At 65.6% G+C, this 16,022-nt stretch carries 15 protein-coding genes and 1 tRNA gene; 6 read left to right on the top strand and 10 right to left on the bottom strand.

All coding sequences use genetic code 11. The features are described from left to right. Together PY310_RS04070 and PY310_RS04065 are read right to left on the bottom strand one after the other, a co-directional pair. Positions 1-483, bottom strand: coding sequence for an FHA domain-containing protein FhaB/FipA (locus PY310_RS04070; RefSeq protein ID WP_275213140.1), 483 nt, complete (start codon positions 481-483; stop codon positions 1-3). 5 nt (positions 484-488) lie between these two features. Beyond that, positions 489-1,232, bottom strand: coding sequence for an FhaA domain-containing protein (locus tag PY310_RS04065; protein WP_275212915.1), 744 nt, complete (start codon positions 1,230-1,232; stop codon positions 489-491). 331 nt (positions 1,233-1,563) lie between these two features. Between PY310_RS04065 and PY310_RS04060 the strand changes: the two genes are divergently transcribed. Then, a tRNA-Leu gene (locus PY310_RS04060) sits at positions 1,564-1,646 on the top strand. A 146-nt stretch (positions 1,647-1,792) separates the two neighbouring features. Here PY310_RS04060 and PY310_RS04055 read toward each other — a convergent pair. The 8 genes from PY310_RS04055 to PY310_RS04020 all read right to left on the bottom strand — a co-directional run bounded on the left by PY310_RS04055 (position 1,793) and on the right by PY310_RS04020 (position 11,744). Next, positions 1,793-2,497 (bottom strand): FadR/GntR family transcriptional regulator, encoded by a 705-nt coding sequence (locus PY310_RS04055; protein WP_275212914.1) that lies wholly within the window; start codon positions 2,495-2,497, stop codon positions 1,793-1,795. Between the two features lie 10 nt (positions 2,498-2,507). Further along, the gene (locus tag PY310_RS04050; RefSeq protein ID WP_275212913.1) at positions 2,508-3,635 is read right to left on the bottom strand and encodes an L-talarate/galactarate dehydratase; all 1,128 of its coding nucleotides are present in this window, start codon (positions 3,633-3,635) and stop codon (positions 2,508-2,510) included. Positions 3,636-3,777: 142 nt separating this feature from the next. After that, the gene (locus PY310_RS04045) at positions 3,778-5,508 is read right to left on the bottom strand and encodes a calcineurin-like phosphoesterase C-terminal domain-containing protein (RefSeq protein WP_419095450.1); all 1,731 of its coding nucleotides are present in this window, start codon (positions 5,506-5,508) and stop codon (positions 3,778-3,780) included. Between the two features lie 305 nt (positions 5,509-5,813). Continuing rightward, a complete protein-coding gene (locus tag PY310_RS04040) occupies positions 5,814-6,734 on the bottom strand; it encodes an AEC family transporter (protein ID WP_275212911.1) in 921 nt (306 codons plus the stop codon). Positions 6,735-6,834: 100 nt separating this feature from the next. Further along, entirely contained in the window at positions 6,835-8,163 is a 1,329-nt protein-coding gene (locus PY310_RS04035; protein ID WP_275212909.1) for an enolase C-terminal domain-like protein, read from the bottom strand. Then, complete coding sequence (locus PY310_RS04030) at positions 8,160-9,767, bottom strand: aldehyde dehydrogenase (NADP(+)) (protein WP_275212908.1); 1,608 nt, start codon at positions 9,765-9,767, stop codon at positions 8,160-8,162. Before PY310_RS04030 ends, PY310_RS04035 begins: the two co-directional genes overlap by 4 nt. 26 nt (positions 9,768-9,793) lie before the next feature. Next, entirely contained in the window at positions 9,794-10,708 is a 915-nt protein-coding gene (gene kdgD, locus PY310_RS04025) for a 5-dehydro-4-deoxyglucarate dehydratase (protein ID WP_275212907.1), read from the bottom strand. A 148-nt stretch (positions 10,709-10,856) separates the two neighbouring features. After that, complete coding sequence (locus PY310_RS04020) at positions 10,857-11,744, bottom strand: LysR family transcriptional regulator (RefSeq protein ID WP_275212905.1); 888 nt, start codon at positions 11,742-11,744, stop codon at positions 10,857-10,859. A gap of 139 nt (positions 11,745-11,883) precedes the next feature. Here PY310_RS04020 and PY310_RS04015 point away from each other — a divergent pair, with 139 nt between their 5' ends. From PY310_RS04015 to PY310_RS03995, 5 genes are all read left to right on the top strand, one after another. After that, the gene (locus PY310_RS04015) at positions 11,884-12,885 is read left to right on the top strand and encodes a tripartite tricarboxylate transporter substrate binding protein (protein WP_275212904.1); all 1,002 of its coding nucleotides are present in this window, start codon (positions 11,884-11,886) and stop codon (positions 12,883-12,885) included. A gap of 5 nt (positions 12,886-12,890) precedes the next feature. Continuing rightward, positions 12,891-13,433 carry a tripartite tricarboxylate transporter TctB family protein gene (locus tag PY310_RS04010; RefSeq protein WP_275212903.1) on the top strand — a complete coding sequence of 181 codons (543 nt, stop codon included), beginning with the start codon at positions 12,891-12,893 and terminating at the stop codon, positions 13,431-13,433. Positions 13,434-13,442: 9 nt separating this feature from the next. Continuing rightward, entirely contained in the window at positions 13,443-14,972 is a 1,530-nt protein-coding gene (locus PY310_RS04005) for a tripartite tricarboxylate transporter permease (RefSeq protein ID WP_275212902.1), read from the top strand. Next, complete coding sequence (locus PY310_RS04000) at positions 14,969-15,373, top strand: universal stress protein (protein ID WP_275212900.1); 405 nt, start codon at positions 14,969-14,971, stop codon at positions 15,371-15,373. The genes PY310_RS04005 and PY310_RS04000 overlap by 4 nt, the downstream gene beginning before the upstream one ends. Before the next feature lie 117 nt (positions 15,374-15,490). Next, on the top strand, positions 15,491-15,973 hold the full coding sequence (locus tag PY310_RS03995; RefSeq protein WP_275212899.1) for a pyridoxamine 5'-phosphate oxidase family protein: 483 nt from the start codon (positions 15,491-15,493) through the stop codon (positions 15,971-15,973). Positions 15,974-16,022 lie beyond the last annotated feature (49 nt).

Below are 16,022 nucleotides of genomic sequence, written 5' to 3'. Positions count from 1 at the left end.
CTATGGCCTCAATTCGATGACCGTCTTGCCGATTCTCACGGGTACACCCAGGTCCACGGGCAGCGCCCGGGTCAGCTGCTGGTCGGCGAGGTAGGTGCCGTTCGTGGAGCCAAGGTCCTCAATGAACCAGCGGCTTCCCTGCGGGAACAGCCGGGCGTGGCGGCCCGAGGCGTAGTCATCCTCAAGAACGAGGGTGGCTTCCTGGGCGCGGCCCAGCAGGATGGGGCTGGCGGCCAGGGGGAGCGTGGTGCCTTTGAGCGGACCTTCGGTGACAACAAGCTGGTGGGCCTGCTGTTTGACCGGCTGCGGGGGAGCTTCGGCCAGTTCGGGGTTTTTCCGGACCTGACGCGCCGTGGGCGTACCCGCGGCAGCTTTCCGGCCCACCATGAGATCACGGCGCATGGCGGAGACGATGCTGAAGATCAGAACCCAGAGCAGGATCAGGAACCCGAACCGCAGGGCGGTAATGGTCAGTTCGCTCATGTCACTCACGGGCGGCCACCAGGGTTGGCGGGGAGCAGGCGGAAGATGATCTTTGTCCGTCCCATCGTGATCGTGGAGCCGTCTGTCAGTTCGGTGCTGCCCGCCACTTTGTGGCCGTTGACATAGCTGCCGTTCGTGGACCCGAGGTCCACGGCACTGGTCACGCCGCTTTCGGTGCGGATCTCCAGGTGGCGCCGCGAGACGCCGGTGTCATCCACCAGAATGTCAGCTGCGGACGAGCGTCCGAGGACGATGGAGGGGGCATTGAGTGAATACCGCTGGCCGTCGATGTCCAGCACAGGCTGGAGCCGGACCGGCTGCCGCGTGGGGGCTGCCGGAAGGTTGGGCCTGGGCGCCGGGGCGGCGGGGGAACCGGAAGACTTCTCCGTGGAGGAGGCAATTTCGAAGTCCCCGGCACGCAGCTCCTCGGCACGGCGGAACGAGATCCGGACCGGCCCCTGCAAGGTGTAGCCCTGGCTGCGGACGTGGTTGATGACAACATCACAGAGTTCTTCGGCGAGGGGCGTTCCCCATTCCTGGGCTCTGGTGAAGTCGTTGTCACTGAGTTCGACGTCAAAAACGTTGGGGGCCAGCGTGCGGCCGGCGGCAACGGTGAGGGCCTTATGGTCGAGTTCGCGGCGGAGGCGGCTGGCGATTTCAACCGGTTCCACCTGGGCCCGCGAGCCGGTGGAGAAGACACCGCGGACGGCCTTTTCGATGCCGCGCTCGACCTTGTCCAGCAATCCCATGGTCCTTCTCCTTTCCCCCCGGCTGCGGGGCAGTAATCGTTCCGGAACTCAACCAGCAGCGCAGGTAAGTATGCGGTGCTCCGCCGTGCAGCGGCAGGCACTACTACATCAGATACTACTGGGCAGGCATGTGAATGACCTTAATCCCCAACGGCCGGCCGGCCGGAAAAGTTCGGTTTTCCGCGCTGGAAGCTCGGTTCTCCGGGGTTGTTTCGGAGGCCTTGAGAGCTCAATTGGTGTTTTACCTCTGGTGTCCGTTATGCTTGATCTCGCTGCTTTTACAAGGTTGCGGACCGGGGAAACCCGCCGCGATTCGAGGAAAAGAAGTTGCGCGCGAGTGGCGGAACGGCAGACGCGCTGGCTTCAGGTGCCAGTGTCCGAAAGGGCGTGGGGGTTCAAATCCCCCCTCGCGCACGCATTGGAAGGAACCCCGGTCTTCGGACCGGGGTTCCTTCTGTTTAACGCCGTGACGGGTTCATGCCGCTGCCGCCGGCTTTTCCCCTCCGGATGGTCTTTTCCCTAAGTAACGCCGCGGGGAAAAGACCGTGCTGCGGGGAGTCTTAGCCAGTGTGCCGCGCGGAAGCCTTGAACCGGCGTCGGGAATTCGCCAGATGAGTCCGCATTGCGGCGGCCGCCGCGGCCTCATCATGATCTGCGACGGCGGCAAGGATGGACCGGTGCTCGTGAACCACCTGGTCGAAGTGGTCGCGTGCGTAATGCTCGACGTCGGTGAGCAGCCGGGTGCGCGGCATCGCGATCATGGTCTGGCCGAGTGCGGCAATGCAGTCGGTATAAAAGGGGTTGCCGGAGGCGGCTGCGATGGCGCGGTGGAACTCAAAATCCGCCTTCATGGCGTGGCCGGGATGCCCGGCACTGGCGGTGAACTGGTCCAGGGCGGAGTTGATGGTCCTGAGCTGGCGTTCCGAGTGGTTCCGGGCGGCCAGGGCGGCTGCCTCAGCCTCCACGCCCAGCCGGAAGTCCAGCAGATGCAGGCGGTCCTCAGCGCTTGCCACTGGGCGGCTGCCGGGAACGGGCTGGTGACCGTCGTCGGGCGGGGTCAGTGCGAAGCTGCCCCGCCCGCGTTCGGTTTCCACGAGTCCCTCCGCCTGGAGCCGTGTCAGCGCCGAACGCACCACGGTGCGGCTGACACTGAATTCCCCCATCAGTTCGTTCTCGCTGGGAAGTTTGTCTCCGGGCTGGATGGCACCGTCCACGATGCGGGTGCGAAGCTCTGCGGTGAGGTCCGCGGTCAGGTTCCGGGTCATGCGTTCAAGGTTACGCGCCGCACTCCACGGACTCGGTGGTCCAGGCGCGGGCCTGGTCACTGAGGGTTACGCCCAGGCCGCGACGGTCAGGCACGATCATCCGGCCGTCTTTCGTTTCGAGGCGTTCGTTGAAGAGCGGGTCCAGCCAGTCGAAGTGCTCCACCCACGGCTCGCGCGGGTAGGCTGCGGCGAGGTGCAGGTGGATTTCCATGGCGAAGTGCGGCGCCAGGCCCAGCCCGCGTTCGTCCGCCAGTGCGGCCAGGCGCAGGAACTGGGTGATGCCGCCCACGCGGGGGGCGTCCGGCTGGATGATGTCGCAGCCGTTGGCGTTGATAAGGCCCTTGTGTTCGGCCACTGAGGCGAGCATTTCGCCGGTGGCGATAGGCGTGTCCAGGACATTCGCGAGGTGGGCGTGGCCTTCGAAGTCGTAGGCGTCCAGCGGCTCTTCGATCCAGATGAGGTTGAACTGCTCCAACTGCCGGCCCATCCGCAGGGCGGTGGCACGGTCCCACTGCTGGTTGGCGTCCACCATCAGGGGAACGTCCCAGCCGATGTGTTCGCGGATGCCCGCCACACGGCGCAGGTCCTCTTTGGTATCGGGGAGGCCCACCTTGATCTTGATGCCGCCGATGCCTTCTTCGAGCAGGACGGTGGCCCGTGCCTTCACTTCCTCGAGGGAGGCGTTGAGGAAGCCGCCGGACGTGTTGTACGTCTGGACGGAGTCCCGGTATGCGCCGAGGAACTTGGCCAAGGACAGGCCGGCGCGCTTGGCCTTGAGGTCGTAGAGGGCGATGTCGATGGCGGCGAGGGCCTGGGTGGCAACGCCGGAGCGGCCCACGGAGGCGCCGGCCCAGAGGAGCTTGGTATAGATCTTGCCGATGTCGTTGGGGTCTTCACCGATGAGTCCTTCGGCGACTTCCTTGGCATGCGCGTACTGGGCGGGGCCGCCGGCGCGCTTGGAGTAGCTGAAGCCCAGGCCGGTGTGGCCGAGTTCGGTGGTGATCTCGGCGAAGAGGAACACCACTTCGGTCATGGGCTTCTGGCGGCCGGTGAAAACCTTGGCATCACTGATGGGGACGGCCAGCGGGAGCCGGGCGGTGGAAAGTTTGACATGCCGGATGAAGTCGACGGTACTCATGAATGCTCCTCGAAAGCAGGCTGGCCGGGCTGCATTGCCCTGCTACTTAGGATACAAGTCAACTACTTGTATTACAAGCATTGCGCCGGCATCCCAGGGGTGGCACCCATGCCAAAGTGGATGCCACACCTCGGAAGCAGAATTACTGCGTGACCTCGAACGTGACGGTCTCGGTGAACTCGCGGCCGTGCACGTCGATCGCGGTGACCCGGGCGGTGTGCCCGCCGACGGCCAGGTCGGACGGTAACTCGAGACGCCACAGGTGTGAGGTGCGGTCGTGCAGGCCCCCGCCATGCACCAGCTGCTCGAGCGTGGCCACCGGATCGGTGTACTCGGCTCCTATCAACGGGACGTCGTCTGCGGTCATCGACTGCGTGCGCGTGGCCTCGGTGGTCTCGCCGCCGTCGAGCGATACTTTCACGGTAGAGCCTGTCGAGCCCATCCAGAAGTTGGTGGTCAGCCAGGTCTCACTGAGTTCGCCTTGGGTTACGGCGTTCGGGTTCTCGGGGGCCGGGGCCTTGCCGCGCTGGTTCCGGTATTCGTCGAACCAAGCACGGTAGGTCGGGGAGTTGATCCCCAGTGCCATCTGGTCGGAGCCGTCGTCGCCGGTGGCGGTGAAGCGCTCTTTGATTTCCGTGTTCTTGATATCCAGGGTCAGCACGCCCGGAGGAGTTCCGTCGCGCTGGACTGCGGTGGGGAAGCCCGCTTCAAGCACTCGGCCGTTGTACCACTGGCCGGAGACTGCCGGGACGGTCAGGTGAGTGAACGGAAGACCGGCCTTGCCGAGCTTCTCAGTCCAGCCGGCCATCAGGTCGCCCTGGCGGAGGTTCTCAGACATGTGGGTGTGCCCCGCGAGGGAGACCACTTCACGGCCCTTGAGGATCTCGTAGATTTCACCGATCTGGGCGTGAGTGTAGCCGCTGGAGTAGAAGAACTCGTGCAGCGGAGCGTGCGAGGCGATCACGATCGCCTTGTTTTTGGGTACGGTGGCGACGTCCTGGCGCAGCCATTCGAGCTGACGTTCGCCCAGACCGTACGCGTAGCTGCCCTTCTTAGCCGGGATCACCGTCGGGTACTGGATGTTGCTGAGTGCAACCACGTGTGCCTTGCCGGCGTCGTAGGAGTAATACTCCGGGCCGAACTGGGCACGGTAGGTGTCGAATTCATGCTCGCCGTCGAGTGCGTCGAAGTCCAGGTCGTGGTTGCCGGGCAGGAAGCGGGCCGGCCCGTTGAGCATGGAGGTCAGTTCGCGGGTCTGTGAGTAGAAGGACAGGTCATCGCCCACGATGTCGCCGATGAACAGGGCGCCGCAGCCGGCGTAGTCGCTGCGGGCGGCCAAATCGGTGAAGACGCCGTCGCGTGCGAACTCCACCTCTTTCTGATTGTAGGTCTGGACATCGGCGCCGACCACGCAGTGCTGTTCCGGAGACTGGGTGAGTTCACTCTGGGCCAGCGGGAAGTTCACCTTGTCCGGTAGGGAGCCGGTAGGGGCGATGCCCCCATACTTCAGCTCCGGGGAGCCTGCCGGCAGATGGTGATAGAAGAACTGGGCGACGTTGTTTGCATCGACGGGCACCTGGTAGCCGCGTGGCTGGGTCACGAAGGCGGTCATGTTTTCAAAGGCCGGCAGCTCATAGCGGCCCTGGCCGTCGGTCGTGACAACGTCGCGGCCGTTGGAGACGGTCACCCCAGGCAGGCCCGGCTCCCCGGATTCCTGCGTGGAGTTCCTGTTTTTGTCTTCGAACACGGTTCCGTCGAGGGTCTGCTGGTCTGCCGTCGGGGCCTTGATGACCTCGACTCCTCCGCGGTACGCGGAGGAATCCCAGCCTGCCTCGGCTGGAGCGGCAAAGGCGGACATCGTAGGGCCAACCATTGCCCCGGTGGCGAGCAGAGCCAGGGCACCGGTCAGGCGCAGCGGGCGGGACAACCGTTTAGGGTGGGGTTTGAGGGAAGGATGCACGAAATTAGACCTCCGGTTGAGTGATGTGGGCCGGTCCGTAGCCGGCCATGCAACTCTTTCCCAGTTTGGTAAACGGCAGTCAAAAGGGAAACGATGCGCACCTCGCCGGCCGGCAACCCTACCCCTCCGGTTGTTCAACGAAGGGGTAAATCAATCCGATACCCTTCTCCCGGCTTCGGTAAACGGCGCCGACGAGCCGAATGGGTGCCTCTGCCGAACTACCCCACCAGCCAGGCGACACCCACGAGCGCCCCCACGCTGAGCACGGTGGTGCACAGGATGACGTCACGGGCCACGGTCATGCCGCGGCCGTAGGGGGAGGCGAAGAGGAAGACGTTCTGGGCGGTGGGCAAGGCTGCCATGATCACGCTGGCCAGGAGGTGCTGCCCCTCCAGGCCAAAGACAAACCGGCCCAGCACCCACACCACCGCCGGCATGCCGGCAATCTTGAGGAACGTGGCCACGAGCGTTTCAACCCGGCCGTCGTCCTTCTGCAGCGGCGCGCGCCCGGCGAGGGACAAGCCGAAGGCCAGCAGAACCATTGGAACGGCTCCGCCCGCCAGCATGTCGACGGGTTTCTGCAGCACATCAGGCGCATCCCAGCCGGTCAATGCCACCACCACGCCCAGTGCCGACGCGATGATCATGGGATTCGCGAACGGCGTGAGCAGCGTCTTTTTCCATGAAAGCCGCGATCCGGAAGCCAGCGCCATGACCGTGAGATAGAAGGGCGCCAGGACCAGAAGCTGGACCAGGAGAACCGGAGCCACGTGCTGGGCGGTGCCCACAGCATAGAGGGACACCGGAATGCCGATGTTGTTGGCGTTCGCGTAACTGCTGGCCATGGCCCCGACGGCGGTCTCCGCCACAGGACGCCGGAAGAACAGGAAACTCGCCAGGGCATAGAGAAGCCCCACTATCGCTGCCGAGAGCAGCGCCAGCGGGGCGTCGGTTCCGAGCGCGGCCGGGATGTCGCTGCCGGCCACCACCGTAAACAGCAGGGCGGGGTTGGTGACGTAGTAGGCGGTGCGGGTCAGTGCACCTTGGACCTCCGGGCCCAAAATCCTCAGCCCGGCGCAAAGGTAGCCCACAAAGATGACGGCGGAGACGATCAGGATGCCGGATACAACGCCGCCCACACATGCGCCCTTCTATTGAACTGTATTGAACTGTTGGGCTCCGCACGGCCGCTTCCCCTCGGAAGGATGACCGGCCGTGCGGAACCGTACGGCGGAGACCCTAGCGCACCAGGCAGGGCCGTTTCGGGTCGAAGGACCAGCCGTCCACGTAATACTGCATGCCGATGCTGTCGTCCCGGGCGTCCAGTCCGTGCTGCAGGTACAGCTCGTGCGCCTTGTCCAGCGCAGCGCGGTCCAGTTCGATGCCCAGCCCCGGAGCGGAGGGCACCGAGATGGCACCACCGCGGATCTGCAGCGGGTTCTTGGTCAGCCCCTGGCCGTCCTGCCAGATCCAGTGCGTGTCCAGCGCGGTGATCTCGCCCGGCGCGGCCGCACCGGTGTGGGTGAACATGGCCAGCGAGATATCGAAGTGGTTGTTCGAGTGCGAGCCCCAGGTCAGGCCGAACTCGTTGCACAGCTGCGCCACCCGGACTGAGCCGGACATGGTCCAGAAGTGCGGATCGGCCAGCGGAATATCGACGGCGTTGCTGCGGATGGCGTGCGACATCTCGCGCCAGTCCGTGGCGATCATGTTGGTGGCCGTCTTCAGGCCCGTGGCGCGGCGGAATTCGGCCATGACCTCGCGGCCGGAGAACCGCCCTTCGGCACCGCACGGATCCTCTGCGTACGCAACGACGCCCTGCATCCGCTTGCCGAGGCGGATGGCCTCCTCGAGGAGCCAACCGCCGTTCGGGTCGAGGGTGACCCGCGCATCCGGGAAGCGCTCATGCAGGGCGGTGACCACATCAACTTCGTCGTCCCCGGACAGCACGCCGCCCTTGAGCTTGAAGTCGCTGAAGCCGTACCGCTCCTGCGCCGCCTCGGCCAGGGCCACCACCGCTTCGGGCGTCATGGCCTCCTGCCGGCGGAGCTTTTCCCAGCGGTCCGACGGCGCGTCCTCCACCAGGTACGGCAGGTCGGTCCGGGCGTGGTCTCCAATAAAGAAGAGGTAACCGAGCATGGGCACCGACGTGCGCTGCTGTCCGTCACCGAGCAGCTCCGCGACGGGAACGCCCAGGAACTGGCCGTGCAGGTCCAGCAGGGCGGATTCGACGGCGGTGACCGCGTGGACCGTGGTGCGCAGGTCGAACGTCTGCAGGCCGCGGCCGCCGGCGTCGCGGTCTGCGAATTCCGCGGCAACTTCCCGCAGCAGGGAACGGTAGCGCGCCACCGGCTTGCCGCTGATCAGCGCCCCGGCTTCCTCGATGGTGGCCTTGATCTTCTCGCCGCCGGGCACTTCGCCCAGGCCGGTGCGCCCGTCCGAGTCGGTCATGATGACCACGTTGCGGGTAAAGAACGGGCCGTGCGCGCCGCTGAGGTTCATCAGCATGCTGTCGTGGCCGGCCACCGGGACAACCTCCACGCGGGCAACAGTGGGCTGGGTGCTCATGCGTTGACTTCCGCATCTGCGGCAACCACAGTGCCGTCGACCCGCCGGTTGAGCTGCCACGGATTCTCATCCTGCAGCGGAGCCGGCAGCAGCTCCAGGGGAATGTTCTGGTAGGCCACCGGCCGGAGGAACCTGTTGATCGCGAGGGTACCCACGGAGGTGGTGCGGGAATCCGAGGTGGCCGGGAAGGGTCCGCCGTGGACCATGGCGTGGCCCACTTCGACGCCGGTGGGCCAGCCGTTCACGATGATGCGCCCCACTTTCTGCTCGAGCGCGGGAATCAGGGGTGCCGCCGTCGGGTAATCCGCCTCGGTGAGCTGCAGCGACGCGGTGAGCTGGCCCTCGAGCCGGCCGATGGCGTCCAGCAGTTCCGCGGTGGAGGAGTAGCGGATCACCAGCGATGCTGCGCCGAAGATCTCCTGGTGCAGCACGTGGTTGGTGACGAAGTCCCGGACCTGCGTGCCGTAGATGGCGGGGGCGGGGGCGTTTTCGGTGGGACCCGGAGTGCCCTGCCCGACGACGGTGACGCCATCGGCCGAACCAAGGGCTTCGGTGCCGGCGTTCCAGGATCCCGCGATTCCCTCGGTGAGCATCGTTTGTCCCGCGCAGGCGGAAACGGCGCGGCCGACGGCGGCAGCAAGTTTGTCACCCAGCTCGCCTGCGGGGGCGAACAGGAGTCCGGGGGAGGTGCAGAGCTGGCCTGAGCTGCCGGTCACGGCGGCGACATAGGCGGCGGCCAGGGCATCGATCTGTTCGGCGGAGCCGCTGAGGGCACCCTCGAACACGAAGACGGGATTCAGCGAGGACATTTCGGCGTACACGGGAATCGGTTCTGGCCGGGCGGCGGCGGTGCGCATCAGCGCGATGCCGGCGGACTGGGATCCGGTGAAGCCCACGGCCTTGATGGCGGGGTCGGCCACGAGGGCCTGGCCAATGCTGCTGCCGGGGCCGTAGATCAGGGAGAAGACGCCGGGGTGCAGGCCGGCATCGGCAACCGCTTTGGCGATGGCCTGGCCCACCAGTTCGCCGGTGCCGGGGTGGGCATTGTGTGCCTTGAACACCACCGGGCAGCCGGCGGCGAGGGCGGACGCGGTGTCGCCGCCCGCCGTCGAGAAGGCCAGGGGGAAGTTGCTCGCGCCGAACACGGCCACCGGACCGAGTGGGATCTGGCGCTGGCGGATGTCAGCGCGGGGCATCGGTGTGCGGTCCGGGATGGCGGGGTCGATGCGGACGCCGCGGTGATCGCCCTGGCGGACAACGTTGGCGAAGAGCCGCAGCTGGCCGGCGGTGCGGGCGCGTTCGCCGGTCAGGCGGGCGGCGGGGAGGCCGGTTTCCTGGCCGGCCCGGACGATCAGTTCATCGCCGATCGCCTCGATGTTGTCCGCGATGGCATCCAGGAACGCTGCGTGGGCTGCGGGGTCCAGCGTGCTGAACGAGGGGTAGGCGGCGGCGGCGGCGGAGGTCGCCGTCGTGAGCTGATCCTCGGTGATCAGCGAGTACGCGGGGTCCAGCTGCTCGTTAGTTGCGGGGTTGAAACCGAAGGCTGTTTTGCCGCCGCCGACGACGGTCTGGCCGGCGATCAGCGAATGTCCGGTGAGGGTCACAGTGGTTACTCCTTGGAGAGGGTGGATCAGGAGATGTTGTCGATGAGGGCTTTGAGGTCCGCCAGGTCCTGGGGCGCCAGGTTCTGCAACGGCGGGCGGACTCCGCCGACCGAGCGGCCGATGGCGTCCAGCCCGCCCTTGACGATGGACACAGAGTAGCCCTTCACCCGGTCGCGGATGTCCAGGTACGGGATCACAAACTCGTTGAGCTTCTTGTTGACGGCCACGCGGTCGTTGTTGCGGACGTCCTGGTAGAAGTCCAGCGCGAACTGCGGGACGAAGTTGTACATGGCGCTGGAGTAGGTGCTCATGCCCAGCTGCAACAGCGGGAGGGCGAACGTTTCCGCGGTGGGTAGGCCGCCCAGGTAAAACAGGCGGTCGCCGAGCTTGGCGTAGACGCGGGCATCGTGTTCGAGGTCGCCCACGCCGTCCTTGAATCCGATGAGGTTCTCGTGGCGGTCCGCCAGCGTGGCCACCGTGGTGTCCTTGTAGATGGCGTTGGCGCGGTTGTAAATGATGACGCCCAGTGAGGTGGAGCGGCAGATGGCGCTGACGTGGTCAATGAGGCCGCCCTGGTCGGCTTCCGTGAGGTACGGCGGGAGGAGCAGGATGCCGTCTGCCCCGGCGGCTTCCGCGGCCTGGGCGTTCTCAATGGCCTGGGCTGTGGAGCCGCCGGCGGAGGCGAGGACGGGAACAATCGTGCCCACTTCATCGACGGCGGCGCGGACCACGCGTTCGGATTCCGCCGGGGTGAGGGAGAAGCCCTCGCCCGTGCCCCCGGCGGCGAAGAGGCCGGCCACCGGGAAGCTGGCCTGCCAGGCGAGGTGCTTGCGGTAGCTCTCCTCATCGAACTGCAGGTTGGCGTCGAAAGCGGTCACCGGGAAGGACAGCAGGCCTTCCTTGAGGGTGTCTGCCAGTTCCTGCGGGGTGTACTTTGCCACGATGTTGTCCTCTGTTCTGAGCGCCGCGTGGTGCCGCGTGCGGTTGGTGTGGATTCCTGTTCAGGTTAGGCAGAGGACGTTATGCCTGTCTAAGTGTATTTATGTATCCGGTGATGCTCTAAGGGTATTGATGCCCGGCGGCGCCCTGCTATTGGGTGCGGAACTCCAGATCCCGCAGGAGGCGGCGGAGCGCGGGGTTGACCACCTTCCGGTTCCAGATCGCGTGCAGCTCCACCGGCTGCTCGTCCTCCATCCCGGCCAGGGGCAGGAACTCGACGCCCTTGATGGCCAGCAGTGTGGCCGAATGGGGAACAAAAGCGACGCCGCGGCGCGACGCCACCAGCGAAACCATGGTGAGGACCTGGCTGACTGTGTGGATGACGTTGGCATGCTGGATGGGGAGCATCCGCACCACGAGGTCATAGAAGTACGTTGCCTTGGTGGGTGAATGCATGATCAACGGCTCGCCGCGGAGGTCCGAGTCTTCGATGGGGCGCGGCAAAACCGCGAGCCGGTGGCCGCTGGGCACTGCGAGCATCAGGGATTCCTTGTACAGCAGGTGCGAATCGAAAACGTCCCGGTCGAAGGGAGGCCTGGCAAGGCCAAGGTCCAGGCCGCCGGTGAGCAGGCCCTGGATCTGCTCGCCGGTGACAAGTTCCTGCAGGTCGATGTCCACATCCGGGATGATTTCCGAGATTTCCTCCAGCAGCGGGCCGAGGATGCTAAACCCGCTGGCGGCGGTGAAGCCCACCCGCAAATGGCCTGAGCGGCCGGTGGCGATCCGCCGGGCAGTGACAGGCGCCCGGTTCGCCAAAGCCATCAGCCGCCTGGCTTCCTCCAGGAACGCTTCGCCGGCCGGGGTGAGCTGGACCTTCCGGTTATCGCGTTCCAGCAGTTCGGCGCCGATGATCTTTTCCAGCTTCTGGATCTGCCGGCTCAGCGGAGGCTGGGTCATGCTGAGGCGTTCCGCTGCCCTGCCGAAGTGCAGTTCCTCCGCGACGGCAATGAATCCGGCCAGTTGGTCGAAGGTAAACATGATGCCTTCCGGGTATCACTTGATGCTTATTAGGGTTTAGACATGCATCATAGCCGCTCCCTACACGCGACTTGCGAGCCGGAGTGATTCGGTTCACAGCCCGCCGGGATCCGCCCCGGAAATTCTACGAGGAGTCCCAATGACGCACTTCCCCGCCCGCCGCACCGTCCTCGGAGCGGCATCCGCCCTGACGCTGCTGGCCCTGACCGCCTGCGGAAACGTGGCCGGAGGCCCCGCCGACTCGTCCAAATTCCCCACCGGTCCCGTCAACCTCACAGTGGGTCAGGCCGCCGGCGGCAGCACCGACCTGATCGCCCGTGCCCTGGCCGAAGGCGCCTCCAAGACCCTCGGCAAGCCGGTGCCGGTAGTGAACAAGCCCGGTGCCAACGGCGCCCTCGCCACCAAGGAAGTTGCCGGCAAGTCGCCGGACGGCCAGGAGCTCGTCCTGCTGACCGCTTCCCTGATCACCATCACGCCGCTTGCAGTATCCGCCGACGAAGCCGTCAATGTCGACGACCTGGACATCATCGCCGGCCTGTCCCAGGACGACTACGTCCTGGTGGCCAGCCCCGGTTCGGGCTTCAAAAGCTTCAAGGACGTGACCGCGGCCGGGCGGAACGTCACCTTCGGCACCACCGGTGTTGGCACCGGAAGCCAGCTGGCACAGAAAGTGCTGTTCAAGCAGGCAAATGTCACCGGCACCGACGTCCCGTTCGACAGCGGCAAGCCGGCACTGACGGCGGCCCTGGGCAACCAGGTTGAACTGACCACCATCCAGCTTGGGGAAGCGATGCCGCAGATCACGGCGGGCAAGGTTGCGCCGCTGCTGGTGTTCTCGGAAGACCGCAACACCTTCCTGCCGGACACGCCCACTGCCAAGGAAGCCGGCTATGACGTTCCCGTGGCACAGTACCGCGCCGTCGCTGCGCCCAAAGGCACCCCGCAGGATGTGAAGGACAAGCTGCTCGCCTCATTCCAGGAGACGTTCAAGACGGACTCCTACAAGGAATTCAACAAGAAGAACATGCTGACCCCCAAGGAAATCTCCGGCGACGAAGTGGTCAAGGAATGGAAAGGCTACGCCGCCAAATACAAAGAGCTCGTGGCGAAGTACCAGATCAGCCTCAGCGGAACTAAGTGATCCCAGTGAAGGAAACCCCTACGAAGCCCGCCGTAGAGGATGACATCCCCGAGGTGGACGACCTGACGCCGGAGCAGCTCGCCGCCCAGTGGGAGGAAGAAAAACCTCCGGCGGCAGGGGCGCTTGCCAACGCGGCATCGTCCCTGGTGGTCCTCGGGGTGGGGATCGCCGCCGTCGTCCTGTCCGTTGCGATGGGCCTCGGCACCCCCTCCAGCCCTGAGCCCGGCCTCTGGCCGTTCCTCATCAGCTGCGTCATGGTGGCCCTGGGCCTGTTCCAGCTGATCGCCGGCCGGCACAACCGGGACGCGGAGAAATTCACCCGTATGTCCTCGGCCCCGCTCACCGGGCTGGTGACCCTTGCTGCCATGGTGGCGCTGATGCCGGTGATCGGCTTCGAACTGCCGGCCCTGGTGCTGTGCGTCATCTGGATGCGTTTCCTGGGCGGCGAAACCTGGCGCTCCACCCTCGCTGTCAGCGCAAGCGTGGTCATTGCCTTTTACGGCATCTTCGTCCTGGCGCTCGGCACCTCCATTCCCCACCTCTTCTAGGAGAACCCCGTGGATTTTCTCAATCCCGTTATCAACGGATTTGTGGTGGTCCTGGAGCCGACCAACCTCCTGTACTGCCTGATCGGCGTTGTCATTGGCATGCTGATCGGCGTGCTGCCCGGACTGGGGCCCGCGGCAACCATCGCCATTTTGCTGCCGCTCACCTACAACGTTGAGCCGGTCACGGCCATCATCATGCTGGCCGGCATCTTCTACGGCGCCCAGTACGGCGGCACCATCACCTCGGTGCTGCTGCGGCTCCCCGGCGAAGCGTCCTCCGTGGTCACCGTTTTCGATGGCTACCAGATGGCCAAACAAGGCAAGGCGGGCACCGCGCTGGGTCTGGCGGCCATCGGTTCCTTCATCGGCGGAACGGCCTCCATCATCGGCCTGACGTTTTTGGCGCCGCTCGTGGCCAGCTTCGCCCTGGACTTCGGACCGCCCGAGTACACCGCCCTGGCCCTGCTGGGCATCCTCCTGGTGGCCACCATCAGCAACGGTTCGAAGGCCAAGGCGCTCATCGCCGCGGCCGTGGGACTCCTGCTCGCCACGGTGGGCCGCGACATCTTCACCGGCGAAAGCCGCTTCACCTTCGGCAACCTGCAGCTGGCGGACGGCATCGATTTTGTGCCCATCGCCATGGGCCTCTTCGGCCTCGGCGAGATCCTCTACAACCTGGAGGAGCGGCACCGGGCGGCCAAGGCGCCGTCGAAAGTCACCAACGTCTGGCCGTCCCGGAACGACCTGAAACAGGCTTCCGGCGCGATCACCAGGGGGTCCGTCCTCGGATTTTTCCTGGGCATCCTCCCCGGCGGCGGCGCAACCATCGCCTCCATGGCGTCGTATGCCATGGAGAAGAAGCGCGCCAAGCAGCCGGAGCGCTTCGGCAAGGGCGCCCCCGAAGGGGTGGCCGGACCGGAAACGGCGAATAATGCCGCCGCGACGTCGTCGTTTATCCCGCTGCTGACCCTGGGCATCCCCGCGAACGCCACCATGGCGCTGATGTTCGGTGCCCTGCTGATCCAGGGTGTCACACCGGGCCCGCAGCTGGTGGAGCAGAACCCGGAGCTCTTCTGGGGTGTGGTGAATTCGATGTACATTGGCAACATCCTGCTGCTGATCATGAGCCTGCCGCTGGTAGGCATCTTCGTGAAGATCCTGCGTGTCCGGGCCGCCATCCTGGCACCCGTCACAGCGCTCATCACGCTGCTGGGCGCATACACCATCAACAACAGCATGTTCGATGTGACGCTCGTGGTGGTGTTCGGCATCGTCGGCTACCTGATGAAGAAGTTCGGCTTTGAGCCCGGGCCGCTGGTCCTGGCCTTTGTGCTCGGCGAGCTGCTGGAAAGCTCCATGCGCCGCTCGCTGCTGGTGTTCGGCGGCGACCCCACCGGCTTCTTCGGCCGCCCCATTTCGGCCGTCCTGCTGGTGGTGTTTGTCCTGGTTGCGGTGCTCCCGGCCATCCGCGGCGCCGCAGCCAAGCGCAAGGCCTCCACGGCGGCCTCAGCCGCTTCAGAAATCAAGGAGAAGGTATGAGCATCATTGTTGGATTTGTCCCCACCCCGGCCGGGGAGGCGGCACTCGTGGCGGGCATCGCCGAGGCCACCCTCCGGAAAGAGGACCTGGTGATCGTCAATTCGGCCCGCGAAGGCGCACTCGTGGACAAGTCCGTGGCGCCGTCGGAGCTGCTGGCGGATGCTGCCCGCCGGGCCGAGGCTGCAGGGGTGACGGCAACGGTGATGCAGCCCCCGTATCTGAACGACCTTGCGGACGAGTTCCTGGAGGTGGCGCGCGAAGTGGATGCGTCCCTCATTGTGATCGGTTTGCGGCACCGTTCGCAGGTGGGAAAGTTCATCCTCGGCAGCCATGCCCAGCGGATCCTGATGCAGGCGGACCGGCCCGTGCTCGCCGTCAAGGCCGGCAACTCCCACTTCTAGGGGGCCCGACGGCGGCACACCGGGTGGGTGCCGACGGCCCACCGGGCTGGATTCTAAGCATACTTACCAATAGGCTGGGGCGGGGAACTTCCCTTTCGATCAGAACGAGGTGAGAGCATGACGGACACTGAAAACATCAGCAAAGTTACGGACATCATCAACGATTCCCACATCGGGATGTTGACCACCATCAACGAAGAGGGCGCCCTGGTCAGCCGGCCCCTCGCCGTCCAGGATGTGCGGGAGGACGGCGATCTGTGGTTTTTCACCGGCCTCGACACCTCGCAGGTGGCGCATGTCCGGGCGGATCCCCGGGTGAACGTCTCCTTCGGCAAGCGCACCGAGTGGGTGTCCGTTGCGGGCACCGCCGAGGTGATCACGGACCGCGCCAAGATCCACGAAATGTGGAACCAGACCGTTGAGGCCTGGTACCCGGACGGACCGGACACCCCCGAGGTATGCCTGCTTCGGGTTGACTCGGACTCCGCGGAGTACTGGACCAGCCCGGGAGGCGCCGCGGCCACCGTGTTCCAGTGGGTGAAGTCGAAGGTCACCAACAGCCGGATGAGTGTGGGCGAAAGCGGCACCGTGGAGCTGTAGCACTTACCAACGCAAAGGCCGCCCTGAAGGGGGCGGCCTTTTGCTTTCG

It is taken from the genome of Pseudarthrobacter naphthalenicus, assembly GCF_029076445.1.
In the GTDB taxonomy this organism is placed as follows: domain Bacteria; phylum Actinomycetota; class Actinomycetes; order Actinomycetales; family Micrococcaceae; genus Arthrobacter; species Arthrobacter naphthalenicus.
This window is presented reverse-complemented; position numbering and strand designations above follow the sequence as displayed.